The sequence below is a fragment of the Shigella sp. SIG6 genome (genome assembly GCF_053555815.1).
Genome location: NZ_JBQZXC010000010.1, coordinates 21,970 through 37,725, shown reverse-complemented (window position 1 = coordinate 37,725; position 15,756 = coordinate 21,970). Strand labels below are relative to the sequence as shown.

The 15,756-nt window shown below is 50.8% G+C and carries 12 protein-coding genes and 1 pseudogene; 4 read left to right on the top strand and 9 right to left on the bottom strand.

From position 1 onward, the window contains the following. Positions 1–12: 12 nt before the first annotated feature. The 6 genes from ispU to rpsB all read right to left on the bottom strand — a co-directional run bounded on the left by ispU (position 13) and on the right by rpsB (position 5,802). Positions 13–771: a (2E,6E)-farnesyl-diphosphate-specific ditrans,polycis-undecaprenyl-diphosphate synthase gene (gene ispU, locus ACUU1M_RS03310; RefSeq protein WP_001295562.1), complete on the bottom strand. Its 759-nt coding sequence runs from the start codon at positions 769–771 to the stop codon at positions 13–15. Positions 772–958: 187 nt separating this feature from the next. Beyond that, positions 959–2,155, bottom strand: coding sequence for a 1-deoxy-D-xylulose-5-phosphate reductoisomerase (gene ispC, locus ACUU1M_RS03305; RefSeq protein ID WP_000811935.1), 1,197 nt, complete (start codon positions 2,153–2,155; stop codon positions 959–961). Positions 2,156–2,246: 91 nt separating this feature from the next. Beyond that, positions 2,247–2,804, bottom strand: a complete 558-nt coding sequence (gene frr / locus ACUU1M_RS03300; protein ID WP_000622418.1) for a ribosome recycling factor — start codon at positions 2,802–2,804, stop codon at positions 2,247–2,249. Between the two features lie 291 nt (positions 2,805–3,095). Beyond that, positions 3,096–3,821: a UMP kinase gene (gene pyrH / locus ACUU1M_RS03295; protein ID WP_000224573.1), complete on the bottom strand. Its 726-nt coding sequence runs from the start codon at positions 3,819–3,821 to the stop codon at positions 3,096–3,098. Positions 3,822–3,967: 146 nt separating this feature from the next. Beyond that, a complete protein-coding gene (gene tsf / locus ACUU1M_RS03290; RefSeq protein ID WP_000818114.1) occupies positions 3,968–4,819 on the bottom strand; it encodes a translation elongation factor Ts in 852 nt (283 codons plus the stop codon). A 257-nt stretch (positions 4,820–5,076) separates the two neighbouring features. Then, entirely contained in the window at positions 5,077–5,802 is a 726-nt protein-coding gene (rpsB, locus tag ACUU1M_RS03285) for a 30S ribosomal protein S2 (protein ID WP_000246887.1), read from the bottom strand. Positions 5,803–6,169: 367 nt separating this feature from the next. Between rpsB and map the strand changes: the two genes are divergently transcribed. From map to ACUU1M_RS03265, 4 genes are all read left to right on the top strand, one after another. Beyond that, positions 6,170–6,964 carry a type I methionyl aminopeptidase gene (gene map, locus ACUU1M_RS03280; RefSeq protein WP_001018194.1) on the top strand — a complete coding sequence of 265 codons (795 nt, stop codon included), beginning with the start codon at positions 6,170–6,172 and terminating at the stop codon, positions 6,962–6,964. 61 nt (positions 6,965–7,025) lie between these two features. Beyond that, positions 7,026–9,698: a bifunctional uridylyltransferase/uridylyl-removing protein GlnD gene (glnD, locus tag ACUU1M_RS03275; RefSeq protein ID WP_001094601.1), complete on the top strand. Its 2,673-nt coding sequence runs from the start codon at positions 7,026–7,028 to the stop codon at positions 9,696–9,698. A gap of 30 nt (positions 9,699–9,728) precedes the next feature. Continuing rightward, positions 9,729–10,553, top strand: a complete 825-nt coding sequence (gene dapD, locus ACUU1M_RS03270) for a 2,3,4,5-tetrahydropyridine-2,6-dicarboxylate N-succinyltransferase (protein WP_001186650.1) — start codon at positions 9,729–9,731, stop codon at positions 10,551–10,553. A 313-nt stretch (positions 10,554–10,866) separates the two neighbouring features. Continuing rightward, complete coding sequence (locus tag ACUU1M_RS03265; protein WP_000272188.1) at positions 10,867–11,253, top strand: DUF3461 family protein; 387 nt, start codon at positions 10,867–10,869, stop codon at positions 11,251–11,253. An 88-nt stretch (positions 11,254–11,341) separates the two neighbouring features. Here ACUU1M_RS03265 and cdaR read toward each other — a convergent pair. The 3 genes and pseudogenes from cdaR to dgt form a co-directional block, all read right to left on the bottom strand. After that, positions 11,342–12,498, bottom strand: a pseudogene (cdaR, locus tag ACUU1M_RS03260) (DNA-binding transcriptional regulator CdaR). 154 nt (positions 12,499–12,652) lie between these two features. Next, positions 12,653–14,077 carry a serine endoprotease DegP gene (gene degP / locus ACUU1M_RS03255; RefSeq protein WP_000753938.1) on the bottom strand — a complete coding sequence of 475 codons (1,425 nt, stop codon included), beginning with the start codon at positions 14,075–14,077 and terminating at the stop codon, positions 12,653–12,655. 129 nt (positions 14,078–14,206) lie between these two features. After that, complete coding sequence (dgt, locus tag ACUU1M_RS03250) at positions 14,207–15,724, bottom strand: dGTPase (protein WP_000057071.1); 1,518 nt, start codon at positions 15,722–15,724, stop codon at positions 14,207–14,209. Positions 15,725–15,756: the final 32 nt, after the last annotated feature.

Genomic DNA, 15,756 nt, shown 5'->3' with positions numbered 1-15,756 from the left:
AAGCGACCCCCATCAGGCTGTTTCATCACCGGGCTCGGTGCCGCCGAAACGACGCTCTCGATTAGCAAAGGCATTTAACGCCCCTTCAAAGTCTTGTTCATCGAAATCGGGCCAGAGAACATCTGTAAAGTAAAGTTCGGCATAGGCAATTTGCCAAAGCAAAAAGTTACTAATGCGATGCTCTCCCCCAGTCCTAATTACTAAATCTACAGGGGCCAGTTCATGCATACAGACATGCTGGTTTAACATCTCTTCATCTATCTGATCTGGTTGCAGGTTTCCTTGCTGCACCTTTTCAGCCAGTTGCCTGACTCCCTGGACTATATCCCAACGTCCACCGTAGTTCGCCGCAATATTCAGCGTCAGACCGGTATTTCCGGCTGTTAGCGCTTCAGATTTACGAATACGTTCTTGCAAACGCGAGTTAAAACGACTGGTATCGCCAATAATACGCAGACGCACGTTATGTCGGTGCAGACTTTTTACTTCGCTATCGAGCGCCCACACAAACAGTTCCATTAACGCACTGACTTCCTGCGCTGGTCGGTTCCAGTTTTCACTACTAAAGGCATACAGCGTTAACGCCTCAATACCGTTGTTGGCCGCAAAAGAGACAGCCCGGCGGACGGATTTTGCCCCGGCTTTATGCCCAAAGGCACGAATCTTCCCTTGCTTTTTTGCCCAGCGACCATTGCCGTCCATAATGATCGCAACATGACGGCAGCCATGCGCTGGCAATTTTTCGCTAAGTGGTTGAGTAGCAGACAACATCACGCGTTTTTTATTCCCTGACAGGGTTTACGGTACTCAGGAATACTGAAGCCTATACAAAAAAAGCCGTGTAAAACCACGGCATACCTGACCTTATAAAGCCAACTACTTACGATCAGATGGCGCAGACTATATCACTGAAGCCCTACGCTAACAAATAGCGCGACTCTCTGTAGCCGGATTATCCTCAGCTTGCGAGACGCATCACCTCTTTTCTGGCGACTTCACGCGCGTTCGCATCAACAGATAACACATCGTCCACACATTGTGGTTCGCGCATATCCATTTTTTCCAGTACGGATAAATTCAACGCAGCGATATCCGTAAAGAGGATTTGTTGCGCAAGAAAAGCAGCAACGGTGATTTCGTTTGCGGCATTCAATGCTGTCGTCGCTGCCTGGCCTTGTTCGAACGCCTCCATCGCCAGTTTCAGGCATGGATAACGCTCATAATCCGGTGCGGCAAATGTCAACGCACTTAGTTTGCAAAAATCGAGCGGCTTCACGCCAGAGTTCACGCGATTCGGCCATGCCATGGTGTGGGCAATTGGCGTACGCATATCCGGTTCCCCCAGCTGCGCCAGAACACTGCCGTCCTGATAGCGCACCATTGAGTGAATCACTGACTGCGGGTGAATCAGCACTTCCATCTGGCTGGAGCTGGCGTTAAACAGCCAACGCGCTTCAATGTATTCCAGACCTTTGTTCATCATGGTAGCCGAATCGACAGAAATTTTACGTCCCATCGACCAGTTCGGATGACGGCAAGCTTGATCGGGCGTCATTGTTGCCAAATCGCGCAATGGCGTCTCATGGAAAGGGCCACCAGACCCGGTAAGTAAAATGGACACCACGCCATTTTGCTCAAGGTCAGCGTATCCCAGATTATGCTGGATAGGTTGCGGTAAACACTGAAAAATAGCGTTATGTTCGCTATCGACCGGTAACAATTGCGCTTTGCTCTGCTTTACGGCGTCCATAAACAGACGTCCGCAGGTAACCAGTGATTCTTTATTGGCCAGCAAAATGGTTTTACCCGCGCGGATCGCAGCAAGCGTAGGTAACAGCCCAGCAGCACCAACAATGGCTGCCATCACCTGATCAACCTCCTCAAGCGCTGCCATATCGCAAGCGGCTTGTTGCCCACTTAAGACTTCGGTGCGGCTCCCCTGTTGCTGTAGCATCGTTTTAAGAAGTTTCGCACTCGCTTCATCGTCCATTACGGCATAGCGGGGAGAGAATTCCAGGCACTGTTCTACCATGCGAGTGACATTTTTGCCTGCCACCAGCGCAACTACGCGGAAGTGTTCGGGATTATGGCGCACCACGTCCAGCGTGCTGCAACCAATCGAGCCGGTCGAGCCCAGAATGGTGAGTTGCTTCATGAAACATCCAGAGTTGAGACAGAATAAAAAGCAAAACGCCGCCAGCCGATCCGCAAGGATCTACTGAGCGGCGTTTTTGTCGTTCAAGAAATCAGAACTGCATCAGTTCTGCTTCTTTGTCTGCCAGCGCCGCTTCAATTTTCTTGATTGCAGCATCAGTCAGTTTCTGTACATCGTCCTGAGAACGGCGATCGTCGTCTTCGCTGATCTCTTTATCTTTCAACAGTGCTTTCACTTTGTCGTTCGCGTCACGACGCACATTACGTACTGCAACACGCGCTTGTTCTGCTTCACCACGAACGATTTTGGTCAGATCTTTACGACGTTCTTCCGTCAGCGGCGGCAGCGGAACACGGATGTCGCTACCCGCAGAGTTCGGGTTCAGGCCGAGATCGGAGGCCATAATCGCTTTTTCAACGGCCGGAGACATTGAACGATCAAACACGTTGATTTTCAGAGTACGGGAATCTTCTACCGTTACGCTTGCCAGCTGACGCAGCGGCGTCGGCGTGCCGTAATATTCCACGACAATGCCATCCAGCAGGCTGGGAGAAGCACGACCCGTGCGTATTTTGCTGATTTGGGTTTTGAACGCTTCTACGCATTTGTCCATGCGTACTTCAGCATCTTTTCTGATATCGCTAATCACGTTACGAATCCTTGAAAACTTGTCTCAGTCAGACCAGACAGTCACACACAGTGGAAGTGTGCTAAGTATAGCCCTGATTAAACATATTACGGGTAATCGTCTGGATTATTAGGCTATTTTATTTGCCATTTTGGCCCCGAGCAGTGCTCGCCATCCTCACGTACTTTTGTACGCTCCGGTTGCTGCGCGCTGGCCGTGACCAAACTGCCTGCAACAATAACGCCTTATAACCAGACTTACGCCCCCGCGATACTTACGCGGAATCTTACCCTTATTTATCCATCACGGGAATTATTCCGTGATTAAAGTCCCTTCTTTTTCACCCATTACCACACGGCGCAGCGCACCCGGTTTGTTCATATTGAAAACACGAATCGGTAATTTATGGTCACGAGCCAGCGTGAAGGCCGCCAGGTCCATGACTTTCAGCTCTTTTTCCAGCACTTCGCTGTAAGTCAGTTGCTCGTACATGGTTGCGGTTGGATCTTTCGCCGGATCAGCGGTAAACACGCCGTCAACTTTGGTTGCTTTCAGCACCACATCGGCTTCAATTTCGATACCACGCAGGCAAGCTGCTGAGTCGGTGGTAAAGAACGGGTTACCTGTACCGGCGGAGAGGATCACCACACGGTTGTTGCGCAACAGGCTGATAGCTTCTGCCCAGCTGTAGCTGTCGCACACGCCATTCAATGGAATAGCGGACATCAGACGAGCGTTCACATAGGCGCGGTGCAGTGCATCACGCATTGCCAAGCCGTTCATTACGGTCGCCAGCATCCCCATGTGGTCGCCCACAACGCGGTTCATACCCGCTTTCGCCAGACCAGCGCCACGGAACAGGTTACCCCCACCAATCACCACACCAACCTGAATACCCAGTTCAACCAGTTCTTTGATTTCCTGAGCCATACGATCCAGTATGCTTGCATCAATACCGAAGCCTTCAGTGCCCTGCAGAGCTTCGCCACTCAACTTAAGCAGAATGCGTTTATAGACGGGTTTTGCATTGGTAGCCATGTTTCTTTCCTGAGACTGTCAACGATTGAAATGAATTAATACTAGCGACATTGTACGTCGCTTTTCAGCGCAGCCCCACAAGGGTTAGCTGAATTTACAAGATGGGCACAAAAAGAAGCCGCCCTCAGGCGGCTCCTTTTTGATAATTAAGACTGCTTGGACATCGCAGCAACTTCTGCTGCAAAGTCAGTCTCAACTTTCTCGATGCCTTCACCCACTTCGAAACGGATGAAGCCAGTCACTTCAGCGTTATGCTCTTTCAGCAGCTGACCAACAGTTTTGCTTGGTTCCATAACGAACGGCTGACCGGTCAGAGAAACTTCGCCGGTGAATTTCTTCATGCGGCCTTCAACCATTTTCTCTGCGATTTCTTTCGGCTTACCAGACTGCATCGCGATATCCAGCTGTACCTGGTATTCTTTTTCTACCACTTCAGCGGATACGTCTTCTGGTTTGATGAATTCTGGCTTGCTTGCAGCAACGTGCATAGCGATGTGTTTAACCAGCTCTTCGTCAGCGCCTTTAGCAGCAACCAGAACGCCGATACGCGCACCGTGCTGATAAGAACCCAGAACGTCGCCTTCCAGCGCAGCAACGCGGCGAATGTTGATGTTTTCACCAATTTTCGCTACCAGCGCAACACGTTCTTCTTCGAACTGTGCTTTCAGAACTTCAACGTCAGTGATTTTGCCAGCAACAGCTGCGTCCAGAACTTTGTCTGCGAACGCCTGGAAACCAGCGTCTTTTGCAACGAAGTCAGTCTGGCAGTTAACTTCCAGAATGATGCCGTAGTTGCCGTCGATTTTGGTTTTGATCACGCCGTCAGCAGCAACGTTGCCTGCTTTTTTCGCTGCTTTAATAGCACCGGACTTACGCATGTTTTCGATTGCCAGCTCGATGTCGCCGTTAGCTTCAGTCAGTGCTTTTTTGCAATCCATCATGCCTGCGCCAGTACGCTCACGCAGCTCTTTTACCAGGGATGCGGTAATTTCAGCCATTCTAAAATCCTCGGAGATGTGATCTGCCCGGCATTAAACCGCACAGATATAAAAGTGAAAAAGGGGGCCATATGCAGGCCCCCTAACCAAACGTGTACTACCTGGTCTATAAGGGCTCTCCCCCTTCATATTTCGCGCCGCAGATGCGTTGTCTTCGCTCGCTCATCCCGGTCACTTACTGATGTAAGCTCCCGGGAATTCTCGAGCTTGCCGCCTTTCTGCAACTCGAACTATTTTGGGGGAGTTATCAAGCCTTATTACTCAGCTTCTACGAAGCTTTCTTCCGCCTGGGAAGCCAGATCCTGAGAACGGCCTTCACGTACGGTTGCAGCAACAGCTCCCAGGTACAGGGTCACAGCACGAATTGCGTCGTCGTTACCCGGGATAACGAAGTCAACACCGTCCGGATCAGAGTTGGTATCAACGATAGCAAATACCGGAATACCCAAGTTGTTTGCTTCTTTGATAGCAATGTGTTCGTGGTCAGCATCGATTACAAACAGAGCGTCCGGCAGACCGCCCATGTCTTTGATACCGCCCAGGCTGTTTTCCAGTTTCTCCAGCTCACGAGTGCGCATCAGCGCTTCTTTCTTGGTCAGCTTGTCGAAAGTACCGTCCTGAGACTGAATTTCCAGGTCTTTCAGACGTTTGATGGACTGACGAACGGTTTTCCAGTTAGTCAGCATACCGCCCAGCCAGCGATGGTTCACGAAGAACTGGTCGCAGCTCAGAGCAGCGTCTTTCACCGCTTCGCTTGCAGCGCGTTTAGTACCAACGAAAAGGATTTTACCTTTGCGAGAAACAATCTTGTTCAGTTCAGCCAGAGCTTCGTTGAACATCGGTACAGTTTTCTCAAGGTTGATGATGTGAACTTTGTTACGCGCACCGAAGATGAACGGCTTCATTTTCGGGTTCCAGTAACGGGTCTGGTGACCGAAGTGAACACCAGCCTTGAGCATGTCGCGCATGGAAACAGTTGCCATGATTAAAACCTCTATATAAAAGTTGGGGTTATGCCTCCACGTATCCCATATTACCGACCCCAAAGGGCACCCCGGAATATGTGCCGATACGTGTGTGTTGTTACACAAAGTGAGATTGTCGCTTCCGTCCAGTCTGTGTATACGAAATGGATCGGAAGTCCGGCGCGCTTTATACCACAAATACGTCGTGGACACCAATAATTGTTGGCGCTGTGTACAGCATCAGACGTCGAATTTTCTATTATAGAAAACCTTCAGTGGCACGTTTGGCGAAATTCAGAATGATTCTCAATTTGCCCGGGTGTGATACCATTGACGGCACTTACATATATATTGTCGGTATCACCGACGCTGATGGACAGAATTAATGGCTATCTCAATCAAGACCCCAGAAGATATCGAAAAAATGCGCGTCGCTGGCCGACTGGCTGCCGAAGTGCTGGAGATGATCGAACCGTATGTTAAACCGGGCGTCAGCACCGGCGAGCTGGATCGCATCTGTAATGATTACATTGTTAATGAACAACACGCGGTTTCTGCCTGCCTCGGCTATCACGGCTATCCGAAATCCGTTTGCATCTCTATTAATGAAGTGGTGTGCCACGGTATCCCGGACGATGCTAAGCTGCTGAAAGATGGCGATATCGTTAACATTGATGTCACCGTAATCAAAGATGGTTTCCACGGCGATACCTCGAAAATGTTTATCGTCGGTAAGCCGACCATCATGGGCGAACGCCTGTGCCGCATCACGCAAGAAAGCCTGTACCTGGCGCTACGCATGGTAAAACCAGGCATTAATCTGCGCGAAATCGGTGCGGCGATTCAGAAATTTGTCGAAGCAGAAGGCTTCTCCGTCGTTCGTGAATATTGCGGACACGGTATTGGTCGCGGCTTCCATGAAGAACCGCAGGTGCTGCACTATGACTCCCGTGAAACCAACGTCGTGCTGAAACCGGGGATGACGTTCACCATTGAGCCAATGGTCAACGCGGGTAAAAAAGAGATCCGCACCATGAAAGATGGCTGGACGGTAAAAACCAAAGATCGCAGCTTGTCTGCACAATATGAGCATACTATTGTGGTGACTGATAACGGCTGCGAAATTTTGACGCTACGCAAGGATGACACCATCCCGGCGATAATCTCGCACGACGAATAAGATGAAGCCGGCGAATGCCGGCTTTTTTAATGCGATAATTTAATCTTATGGGTGGCGCACAATGAATACCCTTCCAGAACAGTACGCAAACACCGCTCTCTCCACCCTGCCCGGTCAACCGCAAAATCCATGCGCCTGGCCCCGTGATGAATTAACCGTCTGTGGGATAAAAGCCCATATCGATACTTTCCAGCGTTGGCTGGGTGATGCCTTTGACAATGGGATCTCTGCAGAACAGTTGATTGAGGCACGTACCGAGTTCATAGACCAGCTCCTGCAACGATTATGGATTGAAGCGGGATTCAGCCAGATTGCCGACCTGGCATTGGTTGCCGTCGGTGGCTACGGTCGTGGCGAGCTGCATCCACTTTCTGACATCGATTTACTGATTTTAAGCCGTAAAAAGCTCCCGGACGATCAGGCGCAAAAAGTGGGCGAGCTGTTAACGCTGCTCTGGGATGTAAAGCTGGAAGTCGGTCATAGTGTGCGCACGCTTGAAGAGTGCATGCTGGAAGGGTTATCGGATTTAACCGTCGCCACCAATTTAATCGAATCCCGCTTATTAATTGGCGATGTTGCGCTCTTCCTCGAACTGCAAAAACATATTTTTAGCGAAGGATTCTGGCCTTCCGACAAGTTCTACGCAGCGAAAGTTGAAGAACAGAACCAGCGCCATCAGCGTTACCATGGCACCAGCTACAACCTTGAACCAGACATCAAAAGTAGCCCTGGCGGCTTGCGCGATATTCACACTCTGCAATGGGTGGCCCGCCGTCATTTTGGCGCAACATCGCTGGATGAAATGGTCGGGTTTGGCTTCTTAACCTCAGCGGAGCGGGCGGAATTAAACGAATGTCTGCATATACTGTGGCGTATTCGCTTTGCCCTGCATCTGGTCGTCAGCCGTTACGATAATCGTCTGTTATTCGATCGCCAACTTAGCGTCGCTCAGCGTCTGAATTACAGTGGTGAAGGCAACGAACCGGTCGAGCGGATGATGAAGGATTACTTCCGCGTTACACGCCGCGTCAGTGAACTCAACCAGATGCTGCTGCAACTGTTCGATGAAGCCATCCTCGCCCTTCCCGCCGACGAAAAACCACGTCCACTCGACGATGAGTTTCAGCTACGCGGTACGCTAATCGACCTGCGTGATGAAACACTATTTATGCGCCAGCCGGAAGCCATCTTGCGTATGTTCTACACCATGGTGCGCAACAGTGCGATCACCGGCATTTACTCCACCACGCTGCGCCAGTTACGCCATGCCCGTCGCCATCTGCAACAACCGCTGTGTAATATTCCGCAAGCACGAAAACTGTTTTTGAGCATTCTGCGTCACCCCGGAGCGGTGCGGCGCGGGCTATTGCCAATGCATCGCCATAGCGTGCTCGGCGCGTATATGCCGCAATGGTCGCATATCGTCGGGCAGATGCAGTTTGATCTGTTCCACGCCTACACGGTGGATGAACATACTATCCGCGTGATGCTGAAACTGGAGAGTTTTGCCAGTGAAGAAACGCGCCAGCGCCATCCGTTGTGTGTGGACGTCTGGCCGCGCCTGCCGTCAACTGAGCTGATTTTCATCGCCGCGCTGTTTCACGATATCGCCAAAGGACGCGGCGGCGACCACTCCATTCTCGGTGCTCAGGATGTAGTGCATTTTGCAGAACTCCACGGGCTGAACTCACGCGAAACACAGCTGGTTGCCTGGCTGGTTCGCCAGCACTTGCTGATGTCGGTGACAGCACAACGCCGCGATATTCAGGACCCTGAAGTCATCAAGCAGTTTGCCGAAGAAGTTCAAACGGAAAATCGTCTGCGCTATCTGGTATGCCTGACAGTGGCTGACATTTGCGCCACCAACGAAACGCTGTGGAATAGCTGGAAGCAAAGTCTGTTGCGCGAACTCTATTTTGCCACCGAAAAGCAGCTACGACGCGGAATGCAAAACACGCCGGATATGCGCGAACGGGTTCGCCATCACCAACTCCAGGCACTGGCACTACTGCGCATGGATAACATCGACGAAGAGGCGCTGCACCAAATTTGGTCACGCTGTCGTGCTAACTATTTTGTCCGCCATAGCCCAAATCAACTGGCCTGGCATGCCCGCCATTTATTACAGTATGATTTAAGCAAACCGCTGGTATTGCTTAGCCCGCAGGCTACGCGTGGAGGCACCGAGATTTTTATCTGGAGCCCGGACCGCCCCTATCTGTTTGCCGCCGTCTGTGCCGAATTAGACCGCCGCAATTTAAGTGTTCACGACGCACAAATTTTCACCACTCGCGACGGTATGGCGATGGATACCTTTATCGTGCTGGAACCCGATGGCAGCCCGCTGTCCGCAGATCGCCATGAGGTTATTCGGTTTGGTCTGGAGCAGGTGCTGACGCAAAGTAGCTGGCAGCCACCGCAGCCCCGTCGCCAACCCGCCAAATTACGCCATTTTACTGTTGAAACCGAAGTAACGTTTTTGCCGACCCATACCGACCGCAAATCGTTCCTCGAACTGATCGCCCTCGACCAACCTAGACTGCTGGCGCGAGTCGGGAAAATTTTTGCCGATCTGGGAATTTCGCTTCATGGTGCCCGAATTACAACCATTGGCGAGCGAGTAGAAGATTTATTCATAATTGCCACCGCTGACCGGCGTGCGCTTAATAACGAGTTGCAGCAGGAAGTGCATCAGCGGTTGACAGAGGCCCTCAATCCAAACGATAAAGGGTGATGTGTTTACTGATATGAAAAGAGTTTAACAATGCAGCAGTTACAGAACATTATTGAAACCGCTTTTGAACGCCGTGCCGAGATCACGCCAGCCAATGCAGACACCGTTACCCGCGAAGCGGTAAATCAGGTGATCGCCCTGCTGGATTCCGGCGCACTGCGTGTAGCGGAAAAAATTGACGGTCAGTGGGTGACGCATCAGTGGTTGAAAAAAGCGGTGCTGCTCTCTTTCCGTATTAATGATAATCAGGTGATCGAAGGGGCAGAAAGCCGCTACTTCGACAAAGTGCCGATGAAATTCGCCGACTACGACGAAGCACGTTTCCAGAAAGAAGGCTTCCGCGTTGTGCCACCAGCGGCGGTACGTCAGGGTGCGTTTATTGCCCGTAACACCGTGCTGATGCCGTCTTACGTTAACATCGGCGCATATGTTGATGAAGGCACCATGGTTGATACCTGGGCGACCGTCGGTTCTTGTGCGCAGATTGGTAAAAACGTCCACCTTTCCGGTGGCGTGGGCATCGGCGGCGTGCTGGAGCCGCTGCAGGCTAACCCGACCATTATTGAAGATAACTGCTTCATTGGCGCACGCTCTGAAGTGGTTGAAGGGGTGATTGTCGAAGAAGGTTCCGTCATCTCTATGGGCGTATACATTGGTCAGAGCACCCGTATTTACGACCGTGAAACCGGCGAAATCCACTACGGTCGCGTTCCGGCGGGGTCTGTGGTTGTTTCAGGTAATCTGCCATCAAAAGATGGCAAATACAGCCTCTACTGTGCGGTTATCGTTAAGAAAGTTGACGCGAAAACTCGCGGCAAAGTCGGCATTAACGAACTGCTGCGTACCATCGATTAAGAGTACATATACGGGCAGCATGATGCTGCCCGTATGCTTTCTGGCTCAGAATAATTCGTCCTACTCATTCTTCCTCCCCCTTTTTTAAATACTTTTTCATCTTGTTTCGGACTGTCATGTAATTCGCAAAACGAAGATAAATGTGCTAATCCATCCCATGGAATATCGCCACAATAAAGCAGGTAATTTTTTGATTTTTACGCCATGATAGAAGTCTGGAAGAAAAAGGCTTTCTGCGATCACAGTCGAGCCGGGTGGGCCAAGCCAAATGCTAAAATAAGCACAATTTACTGACTCATTTTGAGGTAACGCTATGTACGACAATCTGAAAAGTCTGGGTATTACCAATCCTGAAGAAATTGATCGTTACAGCCTCCGGCAGGAAGCCAACAACGATATTCTGAAAATCTATTTCCAGAAAGACAAAGGCGAGTTTTTCGCCAAGAGCGTTAAGTTTAAATATCCGCGTCAGCGTAAAACGGTCGTCGCTGATGGTGTGGGTCAGGGTTATAAAGAAGTCCAGGAAATCAGCCCGAATCTACGGTATATCATTGATGAGCTTGATCAAATCTGTCAGCGTGACCGCAGCGAAGTTGATCTTAAGCGTAAGATCCTCGACGACTTACGTCACCTGGAGTCAGTCGTAACCAATAAGATCAGCGAGATTGAAGCCGATCTGGAAAAACTAACGCGTAAATAATCCCGAATTGACGGTTAACTCGGGCATTCCCCTCTCCCCTTCGGGCTGAGGGGAATGAGCCAGCGCCGCCTCAACCTTAACGCATAATCTACCGCTCTTCATCCAGTTGTAACGCCACATACAGCAGCAACCTGTCATCAAAATTGCCCAAATCAAGCCCGGTCAGTTCCGATATACGATTAAGCCGATACTCCAGGGTATTACGATGAATAAACAACGCCTTTGACGTTGCCAGCGGTTGCACATTGTGGCGAAACCACGCCGCCAGCGTTCGTCGCAGCAAGCCGTTATTGTCCATCGCTTTCAGCCGCGCCAGTGGTCGCGCCAGTTCGTTGGCCTGCCAGTCGCCACGCAAACTGTCGAGTAACACAGGTAACATCAGATCCTGATAAAAATCGCAGCGACTTTCTGGCATCCGCTGTTTACCCACCACCATCGTCGTTTTCGCCGTACGATAGGATCGGGCAATACTGCCAGGACCGGTAAAATAGTTGCCCAGTGAAACGCGAAAACGCAGCTGGCCGTACTCTTTCATGCGGGTAATCAGTTGTTCAACTCGCTTACGATGATCTTCTGCATCCCAGCGCCCAAAAGAGTTCAACGCCGGTTTCAACACCACCATTTCGGTTAGCGAGACAATCGCCACCAGATTATTACGCTCGGGCGTAGTCAGCGCGTTTTGCAGTTGTTGTAACTCCGCCATTGCGCTGTCCACGCCAAGCTGACCGCTGTCGACCTCAACAATAGCCACCACTCGCGGTTGATTGAGATCGATCCCCAGCCGTTGCGCCCATTCAGAAGTGCGGGAGTATTCTCCTCTGCCTGAATCAGGTTCATCACCAGTTCTTCCCGCAAACGGCTATCCTGCGCCAACAAGTGCATCAACCGCGACTGTTCCAGCATCATTTCAGCCGTCATGCAGACCAGTTCGCCATATTTACGCAGATTCTCTGGTTCACCTGTCAGGCCAATTACGCCGACAATTTCACCTTCCAGCCGTAACGGTAGATTAATCCCCTGCCGCACACCGTGCAGATGACGTGCTACCGCGTCATCGATATCGACGACTCGTCCCTGTGAAAGTACCAGCAATGCACCTTCGTGCAATTCACCAATACGCTCACGATCGCCGCTGCCGATAATTCGCCCGCGGGCATCCATTACGTTGATATTGGTATCGATGATGCGCATGGTACGTGCCACGATATCCTGCGCCATTTTGGTATCAAGATGCCAGCCAGCCATAAGTCCTCCGTTATGCACGGCTTAGCATAAGGAAGTACGTAACGTACGGCATTGTGCAAATGCCCAAAGGATGATGAAGATGTATGGAGTTGTGGCGAAGTTCACAGATTGTAAGGAGAACCCCTTCCCGTATTCAGGAAGGGGTTGAGGGAGATTACTGCATTAACAGGTAGATGGTGCTGTCGCCGCGCTGAATGTTCAGTGCCAGCACAGACGGTTTGCTGTCGAGAACTTTACGCAGTTCAGCGATGTTTTTCACTGCCTGCTGGTTCGCACCAATAATCACATCACCTTTCTTCAGGCCGATCTGCGCAGCCGGAGTGCCCGTCTTCACGTTGTTCACTACCACGCCCTGATCTTTGCCTTTGTTGCTCATCTCAGCGCCTTCAATGCCGTTGAAGATGGAGCTGGAATCAACCTGATTCTGGCTGCTCTGCTGCAGTTCCAGGTTCACGTTAACCTGCTTACCGTCGCGCAGTAAGCCCAGGGTCAGTTTGCTGCCCACCGGCATAGTACCCACCTGAGCACGCAGTGCGGCAAAGCTGCTGATCGGCTTACCGTTCAGTGAGGTGATCACATCACCCGCTTTAATGCCCGCTTTTGCAGCGGAGGAATTAGGCAGAACCTGGCTTACGAAAGCACCGCGCTGGGCGTCAACTTTCATCGCTTTCGCCAGTTCGGAATTCAGCTCAGTCCCCATAATACCCAGCTCACCGCGTTTCACCTGGCCGTATTCCACCATCTGCGAGGTCAGGTTTTTCACCATGTTACTCGGGATAGCAAAACCGATACCGATGTTGCCGCCGTCCGGTGCGAGGATCGCGGTGTTGATACCGATCAGTTCGCCGTTCAGGTTAACCAGCGCACCACCGGAGTTACCACGGTTGATCGCTGCATCGGTCTGGATGAAGTTTTCGTAGTTTTCAGCATTCAGGCCGCTACGCCCCAGCGCAGAGACAATCCCGGAAGTTACCGTCTCGCCCAGACCAAACGGGTTACCAATCGCTACGGTGTAATCACCCACGCGCAGTGCATCAGAATCCGCCATCTTAATTGCGGTCAGGTTTTTCGGGTTCTGGATTTGGATCAGCGCGATATCAGAGCGCGGATCTTTGCCAACCATCTTCGCGTCGAACTTACGACCATCGCTCAGCTGGACTTTAATCACCGTCGCGTTATCAACAACGTGGTTGTTGGTGACGACATAGCCTTTATCGGCATCAATGATGACGCCGGAACCCAGCGCTATGAATTTCTGTTGCTGGCCGCCGCCATTACCGCCCTGGCCCCCCTGGCAGAACGGAGAGCTCTGGAACGGAGAACCTTCCTGGCAGAACGGAGAATCATCACCGAAGAACTGCTGGAAATTACGCGGCATACGCGGCGTATTAACGGTTGTGCTACCTTCTACGTTAATGCTGACCACTGAAGGCATCACCTTTTCGAGCATCGGTGCAAGGCTTGGCATCTGCTGGGCTGTCGTTGCTGAAGAAGTCTCAGCCGCCGTTGCAGAGAGCGGAGATAACGCCAAACCTAAACTCAGAGCCAGTGCACTCAGTGCTAATGTGGTTTTTTTCATGTATTTCAGTCTCGATTAACAGATAACGCAAAATTGCTGTGTTCTTCAGATTCGTTTTATAGCCCGAAGTTCCGAACTAAAGTTTCTGCAAAAGGTAAAAATTTATTGTTCGTCTTTACAAAAGCCTGGTTATTGTTCTACGGCCATCAGACGTCGGTATTCATCCCACGCATAGAGGTCGGTCATACCGCTGATATAATCCTGCAGCAGGCGGCAACGGTAATAATATTCCCATAGCGGAAACTCAGGAGAATCTGACGGTAATTTACTGACAGCCTCGACATAGGCCAGCCGATGGCGCGTCGAGAGTTTGTGGAATAAGCGCGACTCAATAGGGAAACGTTTCACCCGTTCTTTTTCTACCAGTTCAGTAAAGCCTGATAACGACAGGCTTAATAAAGGACGATAAATCTCTAATAATCCGCTAATGACCCGATAGCCCTGCAATTCAAGCTGCTCGACATCCGGATGGCTAAACACATGTTTTACAGCGACATTTTTATATAGCTTAAGAAGATCGCTGCATTCGCTGGCATCTTCCAATAATGCATGATTAAACGTTCCGGCGAAAATCGCAGGCAGATTATCAATAAATCGTTGTGCCGCGTAGGGTACCAGTTTATTTAGGGTGTTTACCCGTAAATACATAAAAAACTGATCTTCCGTACTGCGGCTTAAACTATTTGAGCGTGATTTTTCCCAGGCATTTTCAACCACCAGCGAAAAGAGCGAACCTTTCTCATGCTGGCCCCACGCTTCGTGCAAATGATGATAAAGCTGCTCAACGGTAAATATTCTTTTCTCTACCGCATCTTCAAGGTCTGCCACACAATAGGAGATGTCGTCGGCAGCTTCCATAATCCACGTTAATGGAAAACGACTGTAAAGCGCCAAATTAAGTTCTTTACGCAACCGGGCAATATAGGCTTCTTCAGAAAGATAATAACCCGGCTTTTTCATTAAATAGTGATGTGTCTCAGGCGTTTCGCCACGCCACCACGCCGGACGGGTATATTTTAAAATACCGCCAACCTGTGCCCAAGTGAGATTCATCCGCATCAATGTATGCACCAGACGAATGCCTTGTGCATTCCCCTCAAAATGACATAAGTCCTGACGAATCTTGCGCCGCAGCTCGTTAAGCGGTTCTTCCCCGTCCCGTAAACGTAGTGCCGCCACGCTGCAGCGATCGTCAGTCAGAGGCTGGCTTTCGGCATCTTCCGGGTGCAAACGTTGGCGAAACCAGTCATTTATCGCTGCTTCGCCAAAATGACCAAACGGCGGATTGCCGATATCGTGCATCAGGCATGACATCTCAACAATGCTTTCAAAGGGGCCGGTCAGTTCATCCAGGCCGTATGCTTCCAGCAATTTAAGCTCTTTCAGACGGCTTAAAATTTCTTTGGCGATGTAGCGTCCCACCTGCTGGACTTCCATCGAGTGGGTAAGACGCGTGCGCACGGCGGCATTGCGCTCCAGTGGAAAAACCTGGGTCTTTTGTTGCAGACGACGAATTGCCGGAGAGTTGATGATACGCCCGCGATCGCTCTCGAAGATCCGCAGGATCTCATGTTCGGTTTTAACGCCCTGCGGTGAACGGTAACGACGATGCCAGTTTATTTTTTTTCGGAAATCAATCTGTGCCATGTCCTCTCCCGCGTGAGAAATACGCTTCCCCG